The sequence below is a fragment of the Bradyrhizobium sp. BWA-3-5 genome (assembly GCF_032917985.1).
In the GTDB taxonomy this organism is placed as follows: domain Bacteria; phylum Pseudomonadota; class Alphaproteobacteria; order Rhizobiales; family Xanthobacteraceae; genus Bradyrhizobium.
This window is the reverse complement of sequence record NZ_CP136626.1, coordinates 7,525,450-7,541,468: the sequence shown is the minus strand read 5'-3', so window position 1 is coordinate 7,541,468 and position 16,019 is coordinate 7,525,450. Positions and strand designations below refer to the sequence as shown.

16 protein-coding genes, 1 other RNA gene and 1 pseudogene are annotated in these 16,019 nt (G+C 64.2%); 8 read left to right on the top strand and 10 right to left on the bottom strand.

Annotated elements, in window-relative coordinates; all coding sequences use genetic code 11:
• Positions 1 to 40: 40 nt before the first annotated feature.
• The 4 genes from RX331_RS36230 to RX331_RS36215 form a co-directional block, all read right to left on the bottom strand.
• Entirely contained in the window at positions 41 to 541 is a 501-nt protein-coding gene (locus tag RX331_RS36230) for an Lrp/AsnC family transcriptional regulator (protein ID WP_317254346.1), read from the bottom strand.
• Positions 542 to 609: 68 nt separating this feature from the next.
• On the bottom strand, positions 610 to 1,572 hold the full coding sequence (locus RX331_RS36225; protein WP_317254345.1) for a sugar kinase: 963 nt from the start codon (positions 1,570 to 1,572) through the stop codon (positions 610 to 612).
• A 90-nt stretch (positions 1,573 to 1,662) separates the two neighbouring features.
• Positions 1,663 to 2,613 carry an NAD(+) diphosphatase gene (nudC, locus tag RX331_RS36220; RefSeq protein ID WP_317254344.1) on the bottom strand — a complete coding sequence of 317 codons (951 nt, stop codon included), beginning with the start codon at positions 2,611 to 2,613 and terminating at the stop codon, positions 1,663 to 1,665.
• A 4-nt stretch (positions 2,614 to 2,617) separates the two neighbouring features.
• Positions 2,618 to 3,037: an HIT family protein gene (locus RX331_RS36215; protein ID WP_317254343.1), complete on the bottom strand. Its 420-nt coding sequence runs from the start codon at positions 3,035 to 3,037 to the stop codon at positions 2,618 to 2,620.
• 271 nt (positions 3,038 to 3,308) lie between these two features.
• Between RX331_RS36215 and ffs the strand changes: the two genes are divergently transcribed.
• The 5 genes from ffs to RX331_RS36190 all read left to right on the top strand — a co-directional run bounded on the left by ffs (position 3,309) and on the right by RX331_RS36190 (position 6,739).
• An RNA gene (ffs, locus tag RX331_RS36210) (signal recognition particle sRNA small type) lies at positions 3,309 to 3,405 on the top strand.
• A gap of 109 nt (positions 3,406 to 3,514) precedes the next feature.
• Positions 3,515 to 5,335 carry a DNA polymerase III subunit gamma/tau gene (locus RX331_RS36205; RefSeq protein ID WP_317254342.1) on the top strand — a complete coding sequence of 607 codons (1,821 nt, stop codon included), beginning with the start codon at positions 3,515 to 3,517 and terminating at the stop codon, positions 5,333 to 5,335.
• Between the two features lie 24 nt (positions 5,336 to 5,359).
• Positions 5,360 to 5,683 (top strand): YbaB/EbfC family nucleoid-associated protein, encoded by a 324-nt coding sequence (locus tag RX331_RS36200; protein WP_283030646.1) that lies wholly within the window; start codon positions 5,360 to 5,362, stop codon positions 5,681 to 5,683.
• A gap of 1 nt (position 5,684) precedes the next feature.
• A complete protein-coding gene (recR, locus tag RX331_RS36195; protein ID WP_317254341.1) occupies positions 5,685 to 6,290 on the top strand; it encodes a recombination mediator RecR in 606 nt (201 codons plus the stop codon).
• 26 nt (positions 6,291 to 6,316) lie between these two features.
• Positions 6,317 to 6,739 (top strand): hypothetical protein, encoded by a 423-nt coding sequence (locus RX331_RS36190; protein WP_317254340.1) that lies wholly within the window; start codon positions 6,317 to 6,319, stop codon positions 6,737 to 6,739.
• A gap of 176 nt (positions 6,740 to 6,915) precedes the next feature.
• Here RX331_RS36190 and RX331_RS36185 read toward each other — a convergent pair whose 3' ends face one another.
• The 3 genes and pseudogenes from RX331_RS36185 to RX331_RS36175 all read right to left on the bottom strand — a co-directional run bounded on the left by RX331_RS36185 (position 6,916) and on the right by RX331_RS36175 (position 10,078).
• Positions 6,916 to 8,280: an AmpG family muropeptide MFS transporter gene (locus RX331_RS36185; protein ID WP_317254339.1), complete on the bottom strand. Its 1,365-nt coding sequence runs from the start codon at positions 8,278 to 8,280 to the stop codon at positions 6,916 to 6,918.
• Between the two features lie 189 nt (positions 8,281 to 8,469).
• Positions 8,470 to 8,768: pseudogene (locus RX331_RS36180) on the bottom strand (GIY-YIG nuclease family protein).
• Between the two features lie 101 nt (positions 8,769 to 8,869).
• Complete coding sequence (locus RX331_RS36175) at positions 8,870 to 10,078, bottom strand: DNA recombination protein RmuC (protein ID WP_317254338.1); 1,209 nt, start codon at positions 10,076 to 10,078, stop codon at positions 8,870 to 8,872.
• Positions 10,079 to 10,261: 183 nt separating this feature from the next.
• Between RX331_RS36175 and def the strand changes: the two genes are divergently transcribed.
• The 3 genes from def to truA all read left to right on the top strand — a co-directional run bounded on the left by def (position 10,262) and on the right by truA (position 12,787).
• Positions 10,262 to 10,789, top strand: a complete 528-nt coding sequence (def, locus tag RX331_RS36170; RefSeq protein ID WP_317254337.1) for a peptide deformylase — start codon at positions 10,262 to 10,264, stop codon at positions 10,787 to 10,789.
• A gap of 176 nt (positions 10,790 to 10,965) precedes the next feature.
• The gene (gene fmt / locus RX331_RS36165; protein WP_317254336.1) at positions 10,966 to 11,898 is read left to right on the top strand and encodes a methionyl-tRNA formyltransferase; all 933 of its coding nucleotides are present in this window, start codon (positions 10,966 to 10,968) and stop codon (positions 11,896 to 11,898) included.
• 151 nt (positions 11,899 to 12,049) lie between these two features.
• The gene (gene truA, locus RX331_RS36160; protein ID WP_317254335.1) at positions 12,050 to 12,787 is read left to right on the top strand and encodes a tRNA pseudouridine(38-40) synthase TruA; all 738 of its coding nucleotides are present in this window, start codon (positions 12,050 to 12,052) and stop codon (positions 12,785 to 12,787) included.
• Positions 12,788 to 12,914: 127 nt separating this feature from the next.
• On the opposite strand, the gene dapE is transcribed toward truA, so the two are convergent.
• From dapE to RX331_RS36145, 3 genes are all read right to left on the bottom strand, one after another.
• Positions 12,915 to 14,075 carry a succinyl-diaminopimelate desuccinylase gene (dapE, locus tag RX331_RS36155; protein ID WP_317254334.1) on the bottom strand — a complete coding sequence of 387 codons (1,161 nt, stop codon included), beginning with the start codon at positions 14,073 to 14,075 and terminating at the stop codon, positions 12,915 to 12,917.
• 123 nt (positions 14,076 to 14,198) lie between these two features.
• Entirely contained in the window at positions 14,199 to 15,044 is an 846-nt protein-coding gene (dapD, locus tag RX331_RS36150) for a 2,3,4,5-tetrahydropyridine-2,6-dicarboxylate N-succinyltransferase (RefSeq protein ID WP_317254333.1), read from the bottom strand.
• Between the two features lie 218 nt (positions 15,045 to 15,262).
• Complete coding sequence (locus tag RX331_RS36145) at positions 15,263 to 15,958, bottom strand: pyrimidine 5'-nucleotidase (protein ID WP_317254332.1); 696 nt, start codon at positions 15,956 to 15,958, stop codon at positions 15,263 to 15,265.
• Positions 15,959 to 16,019 lie beyond the last annotated feature (61 nt).

The following is a 16,019-nucleotide window of genomic DNA, read 5'->3' as shown; positions in this document are numbered from 1 at the left end:
CCGCTTTCGCCGGCGATGACAGCGAATGTGTGGATGCGAGCTACGCCGCCGGCACGGGCAGCGCGGTCACCGACTTGATCTTCTCCATCGCAAAGCGCGAGGTGACGTTCTTCAGCGGCACGGCGCTGATCAATTTCTTGTAGAAGACATCATAGCTCGCCATGTCGGCGACCACGACGCGCAGCATATAATCGACGTCGCCGGCCATCCGATAGAATTCCATCACCTCGGGCATGGCGCTGACGGCGTCGGCGAATTTGCGCAGCCAGGCGTCGGAATGGTCGTTGCTCTCGACCGAGACGAACACGGAAATGCCGAGCCCGATCTTGTTCTGGTCGACCAGCGCCACCCGGCGCAGGATCACGCCGTCGGCCTCCAGCCGCTGGATGCGCTTCCAGCACGGCGTCGAGGACAGTCCGACCCGGTCGCCGATCTCGGCGACCGACAGGGAGGCGTCCTCCTGCAGGACGGTCAGGATCTTGCGATCGATGGCGTCCAGGCGGCGGTTGGCTTCAGGGAGCTGAACGGCTAGGTCGGTCATGAGAAGAATGTTCCATAGAGGAGGTTTGATATCCTCATATATAGAAAATTCTTCTATAGCAAGCCCTGCTAGCGTCCCGCGGAGGCCTGGCCAGCAACCTTGCCGTGGCTCAAAAGCTCTTCAACTTCAGCACGTTGCGGGGCTGCGAAGGCGCCTCCGAAGCGGGTACATTTCAGCGCCGCGGCGGCCGAGGCGAAACGGAGCGCCTGCCGCAGCTCCTGCTTTTCGGTGATGGCGAGCGCAAAGGCGCCATGGAAGACGTCGCCGGCGCCGAGCGTATCCACCGTATGGACCGGGAAGGCCGGGGTCTCCTGAATCTCCCCCTTCTCGTCGAGCCAGATCGTCCCCCGCGGACCGCGGGTCCCGGCCAGGAAGGAGGGGGTCAATTTGGCGATCTTCTTCAGCGCCTGGGCGTCGTCGGTGACGTCTGCGGTCTCCTGCAGCGGCTCGCTGGAGAACACCAAATGCGTGGAAGCGTTGAGCAGGCCCTCGCGCAGCGACATCGCCCGGTCGACGTCGACGATGACAGGGATGCCGCGCCGGACGGCCTCGGCGCACAACTCGGTGCAGAATTCCGCGCAGCGGCTCTCGGTGAGGATGGCGGCGCAATCGTTCAGCAGCATGTCGAAATCGGGCAGTTTCACATGCCACAGTTTTGGATCGCGGAAGGTCACGATGGTGCGCTCGCCGGAAGGATCGATCATGACCGCCGAGATCGGCGTCACCAGCCCAGGCATGTGAATGAGATGCCTGGTCTCGATGCCCTCATGCGCCATCTGGTCGAAGATGAAGCGGCTCGAAGTCTCCTTGGCGTCGCCCATCGGTCCGCAGATCGACGCACGGCCGCCGAGCCGCGCGATGCCGATCGCGCCGTTGAGCGCGTTGCCGCCGCAGATTTCGTCGAAGGCGGTGGCGTTCTCCTTGGAACCACGCCCGGGAACGCCCGGGGTATGAAAGGTCAGGTCGCGCACCGGCATGCCGATGCAGAGGATGCGGGGAGGTGTTTTCGGCGCTTTGTCTTGAAAATTCATGCGTGGACCCGTCATGTCCGTTGAAAGCCCCAAGCCCATCGAGCAAGCCAATCGAACAGGGTAATCGGGCAAGCCGATGTCGGTTCCCTGCTAGCCGCCCTTATTGCCGCCGCCGTGCAGCCACTGGCCGATCAGATGATGCGCGATGGCAAAGGGATGCGCGGCGAACAGGCCATCGGGATGCTGGCGCTTGTGCATGAGCGCCAGTTCAGCGCGGTCGAACCAGCGTGCATCCTCGAGCTCGACGCGGTCGACGACGATCTCCTCGCTGATCGCGCGCGCCGTGCAGCCGATCATCAGGGATGACGGATAGGGCCAGGGCTGCGTCATGTAGTAGTTCACGTCGGTGACGCGGATGCCGGATTCCTCGAAAATCTCGCGGCGCACGGCGTCCTCGATCGTCTCCGCGGCTTCGACGAAGCCGGCGAGGCAGGAATACATGCCGGGCATGAACTGCTTCTGGCGGCCGAGCAGCGCCTTGTCGCCCAGGCTGACGAACATGATCACGACCGGATCGGTGCGCGGGAAATGCTCGGCCTTGCAGCTGGCGCATTCGCGCTTCCAGCCGCCTTCCTTCATCGCGGTGCGCGCGCCGCAGTTGGCGCAGAAGCCGTGGCGCTGGTGCCAGCCCACCAGCGATTTCGCCATCGCGATGGCCGACAACTGCTCCAGCGGCAGCACGCCCTGCATCGCCATGCCGCGCAATTCCGTTATCGCGACATCGCTGCGGCCGATCAGCTTTTCCGCAGCAGCCGGCGACATGCCCATGCCGAACACCGGCGCGCCATCGCGCAGGCCTAAGAAGATCGTGCCGGCATTGGCGCCGTAGTCGAGCGCTTCCTTGATCGAGAGCAGCGCGCGGGGACCGCTCTCCTCCTGCTTGATGACCAGCGAGTCGCGGTAGACCACATAGGCCCGCGCATTGCTCTGGCCTTCCAGCGCAAACAGTTTTTCGTCATTGGTGCGGAAATGCGCGGCGCGATCGAGCGTGTGGGTAACGAAAGCGGGCTTGCCTAATGGATATTTGTCGAATGCGGACATCTGTTCAATCCAACCAGATCTTGCGGCGAAGCGCGTTGATGAAATTCTGAACTTCCTCGGCGTCATGCGCCAGCGGCGGCATCACGCCCCAGACTGGGCGCGGCCAGGCCGCGTCGCTGGTGCGCCGCGCGATGATATGGACGTGCAACTGCGGCACCAGATTGCCGAGCGCCGCGACATTGAGCTTGTCGCATTTGGTGATCTCTTTGAGCGCCCGCGACACCCGGGAAATTTCGGTCATCAGCTGCGCCTGCGCGACTTCGTCGAGGTCGATGATTTCCACCGCCCCTTCCCGGCGCGGCACCAGCAAGAGCCAGGGGTAATGCGCGTCCTTGATGACCAGCACCTTGCTCAGCGGCAGGTCGCCGATATCGATCGTGTCTTTCTTGAGCTGGGAGTGCAGCGACCAGGCGTCAGAGGGCATCAAGGGTTCCCGTGCCCGACGCATGTCGGGCCTACCAAAGTGCCGTCCGTAGGGCACTCGCGCAATTTCATATCAAGGTGTCATCATCCGCGAAAGCGGATGATCCAGTACGCCGCGGCCGTTCCGTTTTACTGATAGGTCGCCGCGTACTGGATACCCCGCCTTCACGGGGTATGACAGGGAAACACGGGGTATGACAGGGAAACGCGAGGGGCATGACAGGGGAAAGCCCCGCTTGCTTTCCGGGCCTTTTGGCCCCAAATAGGGACCGGGAGATTGGCGGTGGACGAGCCACTCGCCAACCGGGTCAGGTCCGGAAGGAAGCAGCCCTAACGAGGTCCGGATCGGGTCGCTCGTCAGTCTCCTACCTGTTTTTCGAGCAAATCGCGCATGAAAGCGGCCGGGTCCGCCGCCATGCGCTCGATTGCGTCCTATCCGCAAGCCGGCCCCGAGAGACAATCAATTGCGGATCGACCGATGAGTGATGCTGGCGCTCCCCCCGACAAGTCAGACGGTGGCTTGGGTCTCGGCAACGAGGCTGCCAAGCCGTACCGGGTGCTGGCACGCAAATACCGCCCCTCCAGCTTCGAAGACCTGATCGGCCAGGAGGCCATGGTCCGCACCGTTTCGAATGCATTCGAAACCGGGCGCATTCCGCAGGCCTGGATCCTGACCGGCGTCCGCGGCGTCGGCAAAACCACCACGGCGCGAATCCTCGCCCGCGCGCTCAACTATGAGAAGGCGGATGGTTCGGTGAAGGGGCCGACCATCCACATGCCCGACCTCGGCGTGCACTGCCAGGCGATCATGGAAAGCCGGCACATGGACATCCTGGAAATGGACGCCGCGTCCCATACCGGCGTCGACGATGTCCGCCAGATCAATGACAGCGTGCGCTATGCGCCGGCCAGTGCCCGCTACAAGGTCTACATCATCGACGAAGTCCACATGCTGTCGACGGCGGCCTTCAACGCCTTCCTGAAGACGCTGGAGGAGCCGCCCGAGCACGCCAAATTCGTATTCGCCACCACGGAAATCCGCAAAGTCCCGGTCACCGTGCTGTCGCGCTGCCAAAGGTTCGACCTGCGCCGGGTCGAGGCGGACGTGCTGATGGGGCACCTGTCGAATATCGCGAAGAAGGAATGCGTCGAGGTCGAGCCAGAGGCGCTTGGCATCATTGCCCGCGCCGCGGAAGGCTCGGTGCGTGATTCGCTGTCCTTGTTCGACCAGGCGATTGCCCACGCCGCAGGCACCGTGCGCGCCGACGCGGTGCGGCAGATGCTGGGGCTGGCCGACCGCACCCGGGTGATCGACCTGTTCGAGCACCTGGCGCGCGGCGATATCGCCAGCGCCTTCGGTGAATTCCGCTCGCAATATGACGTCGGCGCCGATCCGGTCGTGGTGCTGTCCGACCTCGCCGAATTCGTCAATTTCGTCACCCGGGTGAAGATCGTCCCGGCGACCGCCGACAATGTGGCGTTCGGCGAGACCGAACGGGTGCGTGCCCGGGAATTTGCCGCGAAACTGTCGATGCGGGTGCTGTCGCGGATGTGGCAGATGCTGCTCAAGGGCATCGCCGAGGTGCAGACCGCGACGCGGCCGGCGGCGGCGGCTGAAATGGTGCTGGTCCGCATCGCCTATGTCGCCGACCTGCCGACCCCGGACGAAGCGATCCGGATGCTCGATCAGAACGGCGGGGGCGCACCGATCGCTTCCGCCGGCGCGGCGCCGTCACGGGCTGCCCCGGCTGCTCCGGTCGCTTCGATGTCCGTTTCGCCGATGCGGACGCCGGCTTCGCCCCGTTCCGGTGCGGAGACCTCCGCACGCCCGCAGATGGCGCCGTCGGCCCAGGCCGAATCCGCGCCCGTGCTGCGGATCAACAGTTTTCCGCAACTGGTGGCGCTCGCCGCCGAGAAACGCGATGTCCTGACCAAGGCGGCGCTGGAGGCCGACATGCGCCTGGTCCGTTTCGAGGACGGGCGGCTGGAAGTGGCGCTGGAACGCGTCGCGGCGCGGGGGCTGGTCAACGACCTCTCCCGCAAGCTGGAACTGTGGACGGGCCGGCGCTGGACCGTGATCGTCTCCAACGAGCCCGGCCAGCCGACGCTGCGCTCGCAAAACGAGCAGGCGCGGAACGAGCATGCCCGCGCCGCGGAGGCCGACCCGCGGGTGCAGGAGGTGCTGACGCGGTTTCCCGGCGCCAAGGTCATCGAAGTGCGCCGGCTTGCCGCCGAGCCGCCGGAATCCAATATTAACGCTGAAGAGTTGAACGAGACTTCCGACGGCGACGACGATTGATCGGACTCTCGAGAGGACGGATGAATGGCTGATTTTCTCGGCATGATGAAGCAGGCGGCGCAACTGCAATCCAAGATGCAGGCGATGCAGGAAGAGCTCGGCAATGTCGAGGTCGAGGGCATTTCCGGCGGCGGACTGGTTGCCGTGCGCATGACCGCGAAGATGGAAGTGAAGGGCGTCAAGATCGATCCGTCGCTGATGAAGGCCGAAGAGCGCGAGGTGCTCGAGGACCTGCTGGTGACCGCGCATGGCGACGCCCGGCGCAAGGCGGAACTGGCGATGCAGGAGAAGATGCAGGCGCTGACCGGCGGCCTCGGCCTGCCGCCCGGGCTGCTTGGTCTCGGCTAAAATGGCAGCAAGCGTTGCCGGCCCTGAAATCGAACGCCTGATCCAGCTCCTGGCGCGCCTGCCGGGGCTCGGGCCGCGTTCGGCGCGGCGCGCGGCGCTGCACCTGATCAAGAAGCGCGAGGCGCTGATGACGCCGCTGGCCGGCGCGCTGCAGGTCGCGATCGAGCGCATCCAGGTCTGCAAGACCTGCGGCAATATCGACACGCAAAATCCCTGCACGGTGTGCACCGATCCCAGGCGCGATCCCTCCACCATCGTCGCGGTCGCCGACGTCGCCGATCTCTGGGCGCTGGAGCGGGCCAACGCGACAAACGGCCGCTATCACGTGCTCGGCGCCACATTGTCGCCACTTGACGGCGTCGGTCCGCAGGACCTGACCATCGACGCGCTGGTGGCCCGTGCGCATGAACCACAAGTCAGCGAAATCGTTCTGGCCCTTAATGCGACGGTTGATGGCCAAACGACGGCCCACTACATCACCGATCTTCTGCAAGATGCCAATGTCAAGGTAACGCGGCTTGCGCATGGCGTGCCGGTCGGTGGCGAGCTTGATTATCTCGATGAAGGTACGCTATCGGCAGCGATGCGGCAGCGAACGCTGTTCTAACCCATAAGATTACGGAACTGATCGACATGACGAAACGATTCGGCAGACGCTCCCGCTTTGCGCTCATCATCGCCGCAGCCCTGGTCGCGCCTTCCGCATGGGCGCAGCAAAGCGAGCCCGCGCCGAAGCCTGGCAAGCCGATCAATGCCGGCGACGTCTTGTCCGGCGAACTCACTTCCATGAAGGGCAGCAAGCGGACCAAGCGCCAGCAGACTTACCAGATCACCAGCCAGCCGCGCCGGCTGCCGCCGCCGAACGGCCTCTGCAATCTCGAAACCGGCCCCGAAACCTTCCAGCTCGTCACCACCAGCGACGCCCAGGCCGCGCAACTGAAGAATTTCATCGGCAAGGAAATCTCCGTCAAGGTCGACGAAGTCGCCTGCGCGCAGGATGCCGGGCAAATGAGCGAAGCCGTCATCACGAAGTGGAGCGTGGTGACCAAGCATTGAGTTGCTGCTGTGAGAGCGACCAAACACCGCTGTCATCGCCCGGCCCGACCGGGCGATCCAGTACGCCGCGCCCTTTCGCTTGCCACCACCGTCTCTGGAATACTGGACCCCCCGCCTTCGCGGGGGACGACATCTGCGTTTTTGCGGATGCCGGTGCGCAACTACACCTTCACCAACTACACCTTCACCGGTCCCAGCTCTTCGAAATGTCCGCGGCGCTGCAACCAGGCCAGCAGGATCAGGCTCGGGATCGCGACCAATACACAGATCACGAAAAACATCGGCCACCCCGTCGCCTTCGCCACATAGCCCGCACCGGAGGATAGGTAGGTCCGCCCGACCGCGGCGAGCGCCGTAAGTAGTGCATATTGGGTTGCGGTGTGTAGCGGGTTGCGGCACAGCGCCGACAGATACGCGACGAAGATCACCGTGCCGATGGCGCTGGTGAAATTCTCCGCGGTGATAGCGAACGCCAACGCCCACTGGTTGACGCCGACAAAGGCGAGCCACGAGAACGAGAGATTGGCGATCGCCTGCAGCACGCCGCCGATCCACAAGCTCGCCGCCAGCGAATAGCGCCGCGCCACGAACCCGCCCGCGAAGCCGCCGATCAGGGTGGCGGCAAGCCCAACGCCTTTGACGATCGCGGCATAATCGTTGCGCGTGAAGCCGAGGTCGATCACGAACGGCGCGGTCATGGTGCCGGAGAACGCATCGGTGAACTTGAACAAGACCACGAAGGCTAGCGCCGCGAAGGCATCGCGGCGGGTCAGGAATTCGGAGAACGCCCCGATCGCGGCATGCGACACGCGGGAGAATGCGCTTTCGCTGCGCGTCGCAGCTTCCGCGCGCGCGGATTGGTCGGGCTCAGTCGCGACCAGGGCGGTGATCGTGCCGATCAGCACCAGCGCGGCCATCGCCACATAGCCCCACATCCAGGCAGCGCCGCGCGTGATGCCCGTGCTCTCGAACCCCGTCACAATGAATAGGGCGCCCGCAGTCGAGACCAGCATTCCAATGCGATAGGCGGCGACATAGGACGCCATGCCCGCGGCCTGCTCGCTCTCGGGCAGGCTTTCGACGCGAAACGCATCGACCACGATGTCCTGAGTGGACGACATCGTCGCTACCAGCAGCGCGCCCAGCGCCACGAACAGCGGCGAGCGCGCAGGATCGGTCAGCGCCAGCAGCAGGATCGCGCCGATCAGCAGCAGTTGCGAGAACACCAGCCACCCACGGCGGCGGCCGAACGCACGCGTGAAGATCGGCACATGCAGCGCGTCCACCAGCGGCGCCCACAGGAACTTCAGCGTGTAGGGCGTTCCCACCAGCGCAAACAGGCCGATGGTGCCGAGGTCGACGCCGGACTCCCGCATCCACACCAAGAGCGTCGAGCCCGACAGCGCCAGCGGCAGCCCGGAGGAAAAGCCAAGCATCAGCACGACCAGCACGCGCGGCTGAAGGTACACGGCAAGGCTCTCGCGCCAGGTCGGGGCGGGGGCAGCGGCTTTTTCGGGAACGGTGGATTCGGGTGCAGTCATGCTGGGGTGTTAGCAGATTTTGTAACAAAAGGCTGTCGTCGCTCATCGCCAATCAATGACTGTCATCGTCCGCGAAGGCGGACGATCCAGTACTCCGCGAAATTAGTTGTCAATAATAAGGGTCACGGAGTACTGGATCCCCCGCCTTCGCGGGGGATGACAGCGGAGGGCTTTACTGCGTTCACGAGATCAAGGCCTGGCAATACTTGGATAGAGGTCGTCCCAATTGGGATTCAGTTCCTCGATCAACGGACTTTCCACGCTCGATTCCATTTCTTCAGCCGTTTCTCGCGGCTGATTGCATTCTCGATGTCCTCGAATTGCTCGAAATAGACCAGCTTGTGCACGTCATACTTCTTCGTGAAGCCCTTCATCAACTCAAGGCGATGCTCGCCAACACGTCGTACCAAATGATTCGTAACGCCGATGTAGAGTGTACCGCCGATGCGGTTGGCCAGAATGTAGACGTAGTAGCTGCGTGCCCTCATCTAACGCCTCTGGGATACTGGGTCGCCCGGTCCTAGTGCGCAAGTGCGCACAAGGCCGGGCGATGACAGCCAGTTATGTGGACAAAGCTGCGCGCCAAATACTACTCCCCCGCCTGCAGCTTGCGCGGGGCGGGGAATAACTCGGCCGTTGCGCCCTTGACGACACGTGGCGCTTCCGCCGGCGCGTCGGTCTTGCTGAAATCGAGCTCCTCGATCCGGCCCGCGCGCTTTTCGATCTTGTCGGCGGAGATCAGGATCTGGCGGACGTCCTCGTTGACGTCGCCAAAATGCTTCTGCAGTTTCAGCACGCGGTCGCGCAGGCGGCCGAGATCGTCGCCGAGGTTGAGCACTTCGGTGCGGATCTGGTCGGCGGCGTCGCGCATGCGCGCGTCTTTGAGGATCTGCTGCATCACCTGGATCGCCAGCATCAGGAGCGAGGGCGAGACCAGGACGACGCGGGCGCGGTAGGCCTTCTGGATCACGTCGTCAAAGCCGTCGTGAATTTCCGCATAGACCGATTCCGACGGCACGAACATCAGCGCGGTATCCTGGGTCTCGCCGGCGATCAGGTATTTCTCGGCGATGTCATTGACATGCTTCATCACGTCGCTGCGCAGGCGCTGGCTGGCGAATTTGCGCTCCTCGTCGGTGCGTGCATCGTGCAGCGCGGTCATCGCCTCCAGCGGAAATTTGGCGTCGATGCAGAGCGGCCGCTGGTCGGGCAGGAACACCACGCAATCCGGCCGCTTGCCCGATGACAGCGTGTACTGGAACTCGTAGGAGCCCTGCGGCATGCCATCCTGCACGATGGCCTCCATCCGGGCTTGGCCAAAGGCGCCGCGCGACTGCTTGTTGGCGAGCACGTCGCGCAGCGTCGTCACCTGCGAGGTCAGGTCAGTGAGGTTCTTGTGGGCGTTGTCGATGATGCCGAGCCGCTCGTGCAGCACGCGCAGGCTGTCCATGGTGTGGCGCGTGGTCGCTTCCATCGACTGCCCGACCCGGTGCGTCACCGAATCCAGCCGCTCGTTGACCGCACGCGCCATCTCGGCCTGGCGGCCGGACAGGGCCTGCGCCATCGCATCGACCCGCCCGGTCGATTCGCTCTGCGCCCGCAGCATCTCGCTGAGGCGCTCCTCGAGCTCGTCGGCGCGAATCGCCTGCGCCATCGCCAGTTCCGCGCCGCGGCGGCCCGAGCGGGCGATGATGACGGCGATCGCCAGCAGCAGCACCAGCGTGAGCGCGCCAAAGGCGGCCAGCGCCTCGCCAACGTGAATCGGCAGCTCGCCGACCTCCAGAAGAATTTCGTTCATGGCCCAACTTGTAGCCCGATTCGCCGCCGAGCGCGAACGAAGAGGGAACATTTATGGTAAATGACCGCTTAATTTTCGTGGTTAACGCCGCCTTAAAAATCATGGTTAAGGCCGCCTTAACGTGTTCCGCCGCGCATTGACCCCGGCAGATCAGCGGCTTAAATCCCGCGCCAGAGAAACATCATGGCCATCAGAGAAATCATCATCCTGCCGGACAAGCAGCTCCGGCTCGTCTCCAAGCCCGTCGAGAAGGTGACGACGGAGATCCGCAAGCTCGCCGACGACATGTTCGAGACCATGTACGATGCGCCCGGCATCGGGCTGGCGGCGATCCAGGTCGCGCAGCCGCTGCGGCTGATCACCATGGACCTCGCCAAGAAGGACGAGAATGGCGAGACCAATCCGAAGCCGCGGGTGTTCATCAATCCGGAGATCCTTTCCGCGTCCGAGGAACTGTCCGTCTATGAGGAAGGCTGCCTCTCGATTCCCGAATATTACGAGGAGGTCGAGCGCCCGGCGCGGGTGCGCATCCGCTTCACCGATCTCGACGGCAAGGTGCACGAGGAAGACGCCGACGGGCTGTTCGCCACCTGCATCCAGCACGAGATCGACCACCTCAATGGTGTGCTGTTCGTCGACTATCTGTCGAAGCTGAAACGCGACCGCGTGATGAAGAAGTTCACCAAGGCCGCCAAGCGCGCGACGGGGTAGGTCTGCCCTGCCTCAGCCGTCATGGCCGGGCTCGTCCCGGCCATCCACGTCTTTGGGACCGCGAGGAAGAAAGACGTGGATGCCCGGGAGCGCAGACAAGTGTACGTAGTCTGCGCAAGGCAGACTACTATGCCCGGGCATGACGGAGTATCAAATCGTCTTGGGAATTCCACCTCATGCCGCTTCGTCTCATCTTCATGGGCACGCCCGATTTTTCCGTGCCGACGCTGCTCGAACTGGTGGCCCATGGCCATGAGATCGTGGCCGTCTATACCCGCGCGCCAAAACCGGCCGGGCGAGGCATGAAGTTGCAGCCGACGCCGGTCGAGCAGGAGGCGCGGCGGCTCGGCATTCCCGTGCTGACGCCAGCGACGCTGAAGACATCAGAAGCGCTCGCCGAATTCCGCGCCCATAATGCGGACGCGGCTGTCGTGGTCGCCTACGGCATGATCCTGCCGCAGGCCATTCTCGATGCGCCGCGCTACGGCTGTTTCAATCTGCACGCTTCGCTGTTGCCGCGCTGGCGCGGCGCCGCGCCGATCAACCGTGCCATCATGGCCGGCGATGCCGAGAGCGGCGTGATGGTGATGAAGATGGACGTCGGCCTCGATACCGGCGACGTCGCGATGGCCGAGCGGCTGCCGATTACGGACGCCATGACCGCGGCCGATCTGCACGATGCGCTGGCGCCGCTCGGCGCCGACCTGATGGTGCGCGCGATGGGCGGGCTGGAGCGCGGCGGCTTGCAGCTCACCAAACAAAGCGAGGACGGCGTCACTTATGCTGCCAAGATCGAGAAGGCCGAGGCGCGGATCGACTGGAAGCGGCCGGCGCGCGAGGTGCTCAGGCACATTCACGGCCTGTCGCCGTTTCCCGGCGCCTGGTGCGAGATCGCAGGCGACGGTGAGCCGGCGCGGATCAAGGTTTTGCGATGCGAGCCGGCAAAAGGCTCTGGCACGTCGGGCGAAGTGCTCGATGATAACTTGACCATTGCCTGCGCCGAGGGCGCCATCCGGATTCTGGAGCTGCAACGCGAAGGCAAGGCCCGGATGAAGGCCGCCGACTTCCTGCGCGGCACGCCGTTGAAGGCCGGTGCGCGCCTCTCTTAACGCTGTCATACCCCGCGAAGGCGGGGTATCCAGTACGCCGCGGCCTTTGAGATTGAACCGAGACGTCACGGCGTGCTGGATCATCCGCTGGAGCCTGTCATCGGGCCGGCCAAAGGCCGGACCGGGTGGCGGACGATGACATCGAGTAAAAATGCCCCGTTACAAACTAACCATCGAATATGACGGCACGCCGTTCTCCGGCTGGCAGATCCAGGACAACGCGCCGACCGTGCAGGGCGCGCTGGAGGCCGCGGTGAAGGCGATTTGTGGCGAGGACGTGCGCGTGCACGGCTCCGGCCGCACCGACGCCGGCGTCCACGCGCTCGGGCAGGTCGCGCATTGCGATATCGAAAAACCGTTTCCGCCGGGCCGCCTGCGTGACGGGCTGAACGCTCATCTGCGCCCGCACCCCATCGGCGTGCTCTCGGCTGATATTGTGCCTGATGATTTCGAGGCGCGCTTCTCCGCCAAGCGGCGGCACTATCGCTATCGCATCGCCAACACCAGGGCCAACCTCGCGCTCGACATCAAGCGAAGCTGGCGGGTGCCGCGGCATCTCGACACCGATGCGATGGACGCCGCCGCGAAGCGGCTGCTCGGCAAGCACGATTTTACAACCTTCCGCGATACCGAGTGCCAGGCGAAATCGCCGGAGAAGACGCTCGATCAGCTGGACGTGATCAGGGAGGGCGACGCGATTTCCATCCTCACTTCGGCCCGATCGTTCCTGCACAGCCAGGTCCGCTCAATGGTCGGCTCGCTGGTCTGGGTCGGCGAAGGCCGCTGGAGTGCGGATGATCTCGCCGCGGCGCTGGCCGCCCGCAACCGCGCCGCCTGCGGCCCCGTCGCGCCGCCGGAGGGGCTATATCTGGTGCGGGTGGAGTATTAGCTGACGCTCCACATACTCATCGTCATACCCCGCGAAGGCGGGGTGTCCAGTACGCCGCAGCTTCAGTGATTGAGCCGAGACGTCTCGGCGTACTGGATCGTCCGCCTTCGCACGATGACCGCGAGGGCTAGGCTTGGGTAAAATACCTGTCCAGCACGCCGCGATAGATCTTCGTCAGCTTCTCCAAATCCGACACCGGCGTGCGCTCGTCGACCTGGTGCATGGTCTGGCCGACCAGGCCGAATTCGATCACCGGGCAATAGCTCGAAATGAAGCGCGCGTCCGAGGTCCCGCCTGACGTCGAGAGTTCGGGCTTGCGTCCCGTCACTTCTTCGATCGCACTCACCGCAAGGTCGGTGAAGGCGCCGGGCTTGGTCACGAACACGTTGGAGTTGGAATATTCCCAGGCGATGCGGGCGCGAATGCGGTTGCCGCAGGCTTTCGTCAGCCGGTCCTCGACCAGCGCACGCAGCGTCTCCTGGGTGTGGTTGTCGTTGTAGCGGATATTGAATTTTGCCCGCGCCTGGCCGGGGATCACATTGCTGGCCGTGTTGCCGACATCGACAGACGTGAATTCGAGGTTGGAGGCCTGGAACTGCGCGCTGCCGTGATCTAGCGGCTCGTCCGAGAGCGCCACGATCAGCCGCGAAATATCCGGCACCGGGTTTGACGCACGGTGCGGATAGGCGACGTGGCCCTGCACGCCGTCGACATAAAGCGTGCCGGATTGCGAGCCGCGGCGGCCGATCTTGATGCAGTCGCCGAGCACCTCGACATTAGAAGGCTCGCCGAGCACGCAATGATCGAATTTCTCGCCGCGCTCGGCGCACCACTTCAGAAGCTTGATGGTGCCGTTGACCGAAATGTCTTCTTCATCCCCGGTGATCAGAAACGAAATCGAGCCTTTCGGCTTGCCTCCGATGTCGGCGAGATATTGCAGCACGGCGGCGACGCTGCAGGCGATGCCGCCCTTCATGTCGACCGCGCCGCGGCCGAAGAGGAAGCCGTCCTTGATGTCGCCGGAGAACGCGCCGTGGCTCCACGCGGCCTCGTCGCCGGCTGGCACCACGTCGGTGTGGCCGGCAAAGGTGATGTGCGGCGCGCTGTCGCCAATGCGCGCATAGAGGTTGTCGATATCGGCAGTGCCGGGCTCGCCGAAGGTGACGCGGTGCACCTCGAAGCCGGCGTCTTTCAAAAGCCGCTCAAGCACGCCGAGCGCACCGGCATCGGCAGGGGTTACGGAAGGGCAGCGGACGAGGTCGCGGGTGATGGAAACGGCGTCATTCATAGCCCGGCTTAACACGCCAAAGCGGCGGCGGGCCAGCCTTATGGCGCGCCGTTTCGACCTCGCGCTGCGGGACCCAGCGCGGTCGCGCGTCGCCCTGGGGGGCTTGAGCGCCCGCGGGTTCGATCAATCCCGCAGCAGCTCGTTGATGCTGGTCTTGGCGCGGGTGCGCTCGTCGACGCGCTTGACGATCACGGCGCAGGCGGTGGACGGGCCGATCTGGCCGTTCTTCATGGGCTTGCCGGGCAGCGCGCCGGGCACCACGACGGCGTACTCGGGAACTTCCCCAATGAACGTCTCGCCGGTCTCGCGGTCGACGATCTTGGTGGAGGCGCCGAGGAACACGCCCATCGACAGCACCGCGCCCTTGCGCACGATAACGCCTTCCGCCACCTCGCTTCGCGCGCCGATGAAACAATCGTCCTCGACGATGACGGGCTCGGCCTGCAGCGGCTCCAGCACGCCGCCGATGCCGACGCCGCCGGAAATGTGCACGCGCTTGCCGATCTGCGCGCAGCTTCCGACCGTCGACCAGGTGTCGATCATGGTTGACTCATCGACATAGGCGCCGAGATTGACGAAAGACGGCATCAGCACGACGTTGCGCGCGATGAAGGCCGAGCGGCGCACGATCGCGCCGGGCACCGCGCGAAAGCCGGCGTCGCGAAAGCGGTTCTCGCCCCAGCCGTCGAACTTCGAGGGCACCTTGTCCCACCACGACGCCTTGCCGGGGCCGCCTGAGATCTGGCCCATGTCGTTGAGGCGGAACGACAGCAGCACCGCCTTCTTCAGCCATTGATTGACCTTCCACTTGCCGCTGGCCTCGCGCTCGGCGACGCGGGCCTCGCCCTTGTCGAGCAGTTCGAGCGCGGAATCCACGGCGTCGCGAACCTCGCCCTTGGTCGACGTCGAAATGCCGTCGCGGGCGTCGAAGGCGGAATTGACGGTGGATTCGAGCGCGGACATGGACATCGGAATTTCCTTGGGCTTTTCGGGCGGAGGTGAAGGGCTTTTTCGGGATTTGGGCAGGAGGAGTCAAGGCGGGATGTCGTCGTTAGGCTCGGCCGTCATCAGCCGCGAAGGCGGGTGATCCAGTACTCCGAGACGTCGGAGGGACATTTCGAAGGCCGCGGCGTACTGGGTGCCCCGCCTTCGCGGGGCATGACAGTTGAGATAGCGCTGCCACGTACCTAGCCGCTCGCCAACCGCTGCAAAAACGCCGTCAGATCATCCGTGACATGATCGACATAGGCGGCATCGCGGCCTTCGAGCTCCCAATCCTCGCGCACCACCTCCTTGGCGCCGTCGGGCACGACAAGTACGGTGGTCATGCCGAGCTGATGCGGCACCACGAGGTTGCGGGCGAGGTCTTCGAAGATCGCGGACCTCAACGGATCCACGCCGTGGATACGCAAGAATCTGTCATAGGTCTGCGGCGCGGGCTTCGGCTCCAGTTCGGCGGCGATGATATCGAACACCGCTTCGAAATGATGGGAAATGCCGAGCCGGGCCAGCACCGCGCCGGCATGCTCGGTCGAGCCGTTGGTCAGGATCAGCTTGCGTCCCGGAAGCTTTGCAATCGCCGCACCCATCGCCGGGTTCGGCTCCAGCGGCGAGTGATCGATCTGGTGTACATAGGCCAGATAATCGTCGGCGCGCACGCCGTGCTCGGTCATCATGCCGCGCATGCTGGTGCCGTAGCGGCGGTAGTAGTCCTTCTGGATCACGCGGGCTTCTTCCGCCGATACCTTCAGGAACGCGCTGATGAACTCGCCGATCCGCGCGTCCACCTGCTGCCAGAGATTGACGTGGTGTGGGTACAGCGTGTTGTCGAGGTCGAACACCCAGGTGTCGATGTGGCTGAAGGGGCGGGGGGAATTCATCATACCTCCTCGCGATCATCACCCGCCTTTGCGGGGCATGACGGACAGAGTTTGAGGCGAGATT